6 protein-coding genes are annotated in these 3584 nt (G+C 71.7%); all 6 read left to right on the top strand.

Going from position 1 to position 3584, the window contains the following annotated elements; translation table 11 throughout:
- The first annotated feature begins 156 nt into the window (after positions 1-156).
- Positions 157-639, top strand: coding sequence for a hypothetical protein (locus E1294_RS51425; protein WP_132520507.1), 483 nt, complete (start codon positions 157-159; stop codon positions 637-639).
- Entirely contained in the window at positions 636-890 is a 255-nt protein-coding gene (locus E1294_RS51420) for a hypothetical protein (RefSeq protein ID WP_132520504.1), read from the top strand. The genes E1294_RS51425 and E1294_RS51420 overlap by 4 nt, the downstream gene beginning before the upstream one ends.
- 28 nt (positions 891-918) lie before the next feature.
- Positions 919-1515 carry a hypothetical protein gene (locus E1294_RS51415; RefSeq protein WP_132520501.1) on the top strand — a complete coding sequence of 199 codons (597 nt, stop codon included), beginning with the start codon at positions 919-921 and terminating at the stop codon, positions 1513-1515.
- 179 nt (positions 1516-1694) lie between these two features.
- Positions 1695-2792 carry a DNA cytosine methyltransferase gene (locus E1294_RS51410; protein WP_132520498.1) on the top strand — a complete coding sequence of 366 codons (1098 nt, stop codon included), beginning with the start codon at positions 1695-1697 and terminating at the stop codon, positions 2790-2792.
- Positions 2789-2992, top strand: a complete 204-nt coding sequence (locus E1294_RS51405) for a hypothetical protein (RefSeq protein ID WP_132520495.1) — start codon at positions 2789-2791, stop codon at positions 2990-2992. The genes E1294_RS51410 and E1294_RS51405 overlap by 4 nt, the downstream gene beginning before the upstream one ends.
- Positions 2989-3584: bifunctional DNA primase/polymerase (locus E1294_RS51400; protein WP_246083887.1), on the top strand; the 596-nt coding region annotated here is incomplete at its 3' end. The genes E1294_RS51405 and E1294_RS51400, both read left to right, overlap by 4 nt.

The raw sequence follows: 3584 nt of genomic DNA, 5'->3' as shown, positions 1-3584 counted from the left end.
CTGTGGCCCCGCGTGGCCCCCCTCATCAGATGAGGCGTGGCCCCCTTCGTGGCCCCCCTCAATCCAAGATCGAAAACTTTCGCGGATGCATCCCACGCGCAGCCGTGCGCGCGAGCCTGCCCGCACCCACCCACCACTCGGAAGGACACCCCGGACGTGAACCCGCTGCGACTTCCCTCAGCCGAATGGCGAGCCCTGCGCTACCTGGCCACCTACAGCGTCACCGCTACCCGCGTCGGCTTCCGGGCCACGCAGCTTCGCGAGCACACCGGCGCCGACCGCGCCGATCTGGTGGCTCTGGCCGACCTCCGATACATCACCGGTCGACTCCACAAGACACAGCAGGCCTACCCGATCTGTATGCAGACCGCTGATAACCCTCTGCTTCGCATCCACCTGACCAAGGCAGGCAAGGCCGCCGCTGATCGCCTGGACGCCCCCTACCGCGCTCTGTGCCACCTGCGCGCCCACGGATCTCTCCCGCTCGCCACGCTCCAGCACGACGCCAGCGTCGGACCCGACACCCTGACCGAGCTCGAAGCCCTCGGCTACATCGAGACCGCCCCCACCGGCCACCAGATCACCATCACCAGCGCCGGCCGCCGCTACGCCCACCCCCACGACAAGGACCGGCGATGACCAGCCCATCCATCCTCACCACGCTCGCGACCGTCGCGCTCTGCCTGACCGCCGCGGCGCTGACCGTGCTCATCCTCCTGGCCTCCTACCGGGCAAGCCTCAAGCGGCACCCCTACACCGACTGCCGCCGCTGCCAGGGCACCGGCGAACGCCGCTCCCGCCTGTTCGCGCACTCCTTCGGCTACTGCCCCGACTGCACCGGCACCGGCTACCGGCCCCGCCTCGGAGCCCGCCTGCTCAACGTCCGCTGACCGTTACCCGCACCGGGAGATCACGACCATGACCACCACCCCGACGACGCCCACGCCCACCGTGCCCGCCGACGGCGAGGTCACCACCGGCGCCGTCCTGCTCGCCGAATACGACGCCATCAAGCGCGAGCAGGCCGCCCGCACCGGGCTGCGCGACAACCTGCTGTACGCCACCCTCACCGCCAGCGCCGCCATCGCCGCCCTGACCGCCACCGCCGACCGGACCGAACTGCTCACGCTGCTGCCGCTGGCCTGCCTGGTGCTCGGGTGGACCTACCTGATGAACGACCACGCCATCTCCGCAATCGGCCGCTACGTGCGAACCGACCTACAGCCGCGGCTGACCGGCCTGCTCGCCACGCCCACCCCGCTGTTCGGCTGGGAGCACGCACACCGTCGCGACCGCCGCCGCCTGTCCCGGAAACGGCTGCAACTCGGCGCGGACCTGACGGCGTTCTGCCTGCCTCCGCTGGCCGCCCTGACCGTGCTGTGGACAACCGGTCCCCACCCCCCGGCAGTGCTGGCCATCTCCCTCGCCGAGCTGGCCGCGGTCGCGGTCCTGGCCACCCAGATCATCCGATACGCCGACCTGACACACCCCACCTCCCCGGAGCGCGCCCAATGACGAACCAGACGTCGCGTACCACCGGCGCCACCCGACGCGTCGCATTTCTCGGCGACGGACGCGACGCGTCGGGTCGGACGGCCGCCGAAGACGACCCGTCGCGTACCACCGCGGTGGCGTCCGAACGCGTCGGGCCTGCAGACACGACGTGTCGCCGCTGAACCCGAAACGAGAACCGCATGATCCTCGCTCTCTACGCGGGCCCCGGCGGCATAGATCAGGGCGCGCGCATCCTCGGCATCCGGCAGCCGCTCCACGGCTACGACATCGACGCCGACACCTCCGCCACCGCCACCGCCGCCGGATTCCGCCGCACTCAGGCCAGCGTCCCCGAGCTCGACCCGGAGGACTTCCCCACAGTGACCGGCGCCATCATCACACCGCCCTGCCCACCCTTCAGCCGGGGCGGGCTCGGCAAGGGCATGACGGACTTCCCCGCCATCAGGAACGCGCTGACCCTGCTCGGCGACAACATCGCGGGCATGGTGTCGGATGACGCCTACCAGGCGGCGCTGGCCGACCTGCACGACCCGCGGTCCGCGCTGCTGGTCGAGACGCTGCGGTTCGCGTTCCGCCTCCCCAAGGTGCGGTGGATGGTCGCCGAGCAGGTGCCCGCAGTTGCCCCGCTGTGGCAGGAGATCAGCGCCGAGCTCGCCATGACCACCAACTGGACGTACCTCGCGGTGCTCACCGTGGCCGCGCAAGACCTGGGCGTGGCGAGCTGCCGAACCCGCACCTTCCTGATCGCCACCCGCTCCTACGCGCCCGACCTGACCGGCCTGCCGACGCGGGCGCTGTGGACGACGGGCCGGTTCGCGCCGCCGCGGGACGAACTGCCGCCCGCGGGCCACCGGTTCCCCGCCGCCACAATGGCCGCGGCCATCGGCTGGCCCGCCGGCGAACGCGTCAACACCCGCGGCAACCGGCGCACCAGCGGCGGCAACGAGTTCTCAGCGGACGGGCCCTCCTGGTGCCTGACGAGCAAGGCCCGCTCGTGGAAACGTGTCTCAGACGGCACCCCGCTCACCGCCTCGCAAGCCGGGCTGCTGACCGGCTTCCCCGCGGACTACCCCTGGCAGGGCTCCCGCTCCAAGCAGTTCCTCCAAGCCGCCGACGTCGTCTCACCGCCCGTCGCCGCAGCGGTCCTCGGCTCCACCCTCGGGATCGACTGGCAACCCGCCATCCGCGCCTACCTCGCCAGCATCTACCCCCGCGCCGGCGACGTGCCGCCCGTGCTTCAGTCCAGCCTCTTCGACCTGATCGGAGCCGCCTCATGAGCCCGACCCATCTGGAGCACGGCCAGCCGGTGACGGTGCTGGTTCGTCCCCGCCTCACCCGCAAGGACCTGCCCGCCTCACGGTTCCCGTTCGTTCGGACCAACCCGTACCCCGTCCGCAACGTCCTCATCGAGCGCGCCGACGGCAGCCGTGTGGTCCGGCCATGGCGCGGACTCGTACCGACCAAGGAGGCCCCGTGACCCCGCCCAACCAACTGCGCTACGCCCTGGCCGCCGCCGCCCGCGGCTGGCACGTCTTCCCCGCCGCCGTCGGCGACAAGCCCCCGGTCAAGGGCTTCACCGACTGGGAGACCCGCGCCACCACCGACCCCGACCTGATCCGCCGCTGCTGGTCGCGGGCGCCGTACAACGTCGGCATCGCGTGTGGACCGTCCGGCCTGGTCGTGGTGGACCTCGACAAGCCCAAACCCGGAATGGAGGGGCTTCGCCCCCCGCCCCCCTGGGACCTGCCCGGCGTCACCGAAGGCGCCGACGTCCTGGCACTGCTGTGCGAACGCGCCGGCCAACCCCTGCCGTTCGAGACGTTCACCGTCCGCACCCGGCGCGGCGGCACCCACCTGTACTACACCGCACCCGACGGGGTGAAGCTGCGCAACACCGAGGGGGACCGTGGCGGGCTGGGCTGGCTGATCGACACCCGCGCCTCCGGCGGGTACGTGCTCGGTCCCGGCAGCTTCGTTGACCTGCCGGACGGCACCGGCACCTACGAGGTACTGCACAACGCCACCCCGGCGCCGCTACCCCCCTCCCTGTTCCAGCAGCTTCTACCCAC

The sequence above is a fragment of the Nonomuraea diastatica genome, from assembly GCF_004349015.1.
GTDB lineage: Bacteria > Actinomycetota > Actinomycetes > Streptosporangiales > Streptosporangiaceae > Nonomuraea > Nonomuraea diastatica.
Note: the sequence above shows the minus strand (reverse complement) of the source record. Positions and strands in the feature narration are given on the sequence as shown.